Source organism: Streptomyces sp. 13-12-16 (assembly GCF_002114215.1).
In the GTDB taxonomy this organism is placed as follows: Bacteria; Actinomycetota; Actinomycetes; order Streptomycetales; family Streptomycetaceae; genus Streptomyces.
This window is the reverse complement of the sequence record NZ_NCTE01001117.1, coordinates 1-2,204: the sequence shown is the minus strand read 5'-3', so window position 1 is coordinate 2,204 and position 2,204 is coordinate 1. Positions and strand designations below refer to the sequence as shown.

Annotated in this window: 2 protein-coding genes and 1 pseudogene; all 3 read right to left on the bottom strand. The window is 70.2% G+C overall.

Annotated elements, in window-relative coordinates; translation table 11 throughout:
- Positions 1-1,040 (bottom strand): aspartate aminotransferase family protein (locus B7767_RS36140; RefSeq protein WP_085575730.1); only part of this gene is annotated, 1,040 nt, incomplete at its 3' end.
- The gene (locus tag B7767_RS36135; RefSeq protein ID WP_085575729.1) at positions 1,037-1,879 is read right to left on the bottom strand and encodes a nitrilase-related carbon-nitrogen hydrolase; all 843 of its coding nucleotides are present in this window, start codon (positions 1,877-1,879) and stop codon (positions 1,037-1,039) included. The genes B7767_RS36140 and B7767_RS36135, both read right to left, overlap by 4 nt.
- A 231-nt stretch (positions 1,880-2,110) precedes the next feature.
- Positions 2,111-2,204: pseudogene (locus B7767_RS48660) on the bottom strand (XRE family transcriptional regulator); the annotation flags it as partial.

Genomic DNA, 2,204 nt, shown 5'->3' with positions numbered 1-2,204 from the left:
GCGGGGACGTGGGCGGCGGCGGCCCGCAGCCGCTCGATGAGCAGGCCGCCGACCCGGCGGGCGTTGCCCTGGAGGTCGTGCTCCAGCAGGTAGTTGAGGTTGGCCAGGCCGGCCGCCATGGTGATCTGGGTGCCGCCGAACGTCGAAATGCTGTTGGCGTCCAGGCAGTTCATGATCTCGGAGCGGGCGACGACCCCGCCGATGGACATGCCGTTGCCGATGCCCTTGGCGAAGGTCAGCATGTCGGGCGGGCCGCCGCGGCCGTGGGCCTGCCAGCCCCAGAAGTGCTCGCCGGTGCGGCCCCAGCCGGTCTGCACCTCGTCGGAGATCCACAGGATGCCCCGTTCGTGCAGCACCTCGCGGAAGGCCGCGTACAGTCCGTCGGGCGGCGAGGTGAAGCCGCCGACGCCCTGGATCGGCTCGGCGATCAGCGCGGCGGGCGGGCGGGTGTGGCCGAGGACGTCCTTCAGGTCCTCGACGCAGGCCGCGACGAAGTCGTAGTCGTCGAGCGCGGCGAACGGGCCCCGGGTGCGCACGCCGCCGTGGACGTACAGCGTCTGGAGCGGGGAGAGGGAGGTCGGGGACCAGCCGCGGTTGCCGGTGATGCCGACCGAGCTGAAGGAACGGCCGTGGTAGCTGTTGCGCATCGCCAGGATCGTGTTGCTGTTCCGGTAGGCGGTGGCGAGCAGCAGGGCGGTGTCGTTGGCCTCGGTGCCGGAGGTGGTGAAGAAGACCCGGGCGTCCGGGATGCCGCTCAACTTCGCGATGCGTTCGGCGAGTTCCACCATCGGCCGGTTGAGGTAGAGGGTGGAGGAGTGGACGATCCGCCCGGCCTGGTCGCTCACCGCCTTGGTGACCTCGGGCAGGGCGTGGGCGGTCATGGTGGTGAGGATGCCGCCGAAGAAGTCGAGGTAGCGGTTGCCGTCGGAGTCCCAGACGTGGCGTCCCTCGCCGTGGGTGATCTCGATGGGCTCCTCGTAGTAGAGGGCGAGCCAGTCGGGCAGCACGGACCGGTGGCGGCCCAGCAGGTCGTCGGTCACGGCCGCACCAGCCCCTCGTAGGCGTCGGGGCGGCGGTCGCGGTAGAAGGCCCACTGCTGCCGCACCTCCTCGATGAGGTCGAAGTCCAGGTCGCGGACCACGAGTTCCTCCTTGCTGTCGCTGGCGACGTCGCCGACGAACTGCCCGCGCGGGTCGACGAAGTACGAGGTGCCGTAGAAGTCGTTGTCGCCGTACTCCTCCACGCCCACGCGGTTGATCGCGGCGACGAAGTACTCGTTGGCGACGGCCGCCGCCGGCTGCTCCAGCCGCCACAGGTGGGACGAGAGGCCGCGGTGCGTGGCGGACGGGTTGTAGACCAACTGGGCGCCGTTGATGCCGAGTTGCCGCCATCCCTCCGGAAAGTGGCGGTCGTAGCAGATGTAGACGCCGACCTTGCCGACGGCGGTGTCGAAGACCGGCCAGCCGAGGTTGCCGGGCCTGAAGTAGAACTTCTCCCAGAACCCCTTGACCTGCGGGATGTGATGCTTGCGGTACTTGCCGAGGACGGTGCCGTCGGCGTCGATCACGGCGGCGGTGTTGTAGTAGTAGCCCGACTGCTCGACCTCGAACACCGGTACGACGATCACCATGCCGGTCTCGCGGGCCAGCTCCCGCATCCGGCGGACGGTCGGCCCGTCGGGCACGGGCTCGGCCCAGCGGTAGTGCTCGGGATCCTGGACCTGGCAGAAGTAGGGGGCGTTGAACACCTCCTGGAACCCGATGACCTTGGCGCCCCGCCGGGCCGCCTCACGGGCGTGCTCCTCGTGTTTCGCCAGCATGGACTCGGTGTCACCGGTCCAGGTGGCCTGGACCAGAGCGGCACGTACGACGTTGGCCATGAGCTGCTCCTTCGACACGACGTCAGAGCCTCTACGCCCGTAGAAACGGCCGTAGAGGGACGAACGTAAGCCTCTCGGGCGGCCTTGCCAAGACCATCGTCGTCGCGGCCGTGGAGTCGACGCCGTTTCACACCCCTGTGGGTGAGTCGCCCGCGCCCCGCGCCGGCGGAACGCGGGATGCGGGATGCGGGATGCGGGACGTGTGCCGCGCCCCGTGTGCCGGGACCGGGCTCAGGCGGCGATCGACGCGCTCGGCGCGGCGGGGGCGCAGCGCCCCACCAGCTCGTCCATCGACAGACCGAGCGCGCCGGCCGGCGCGGCCACC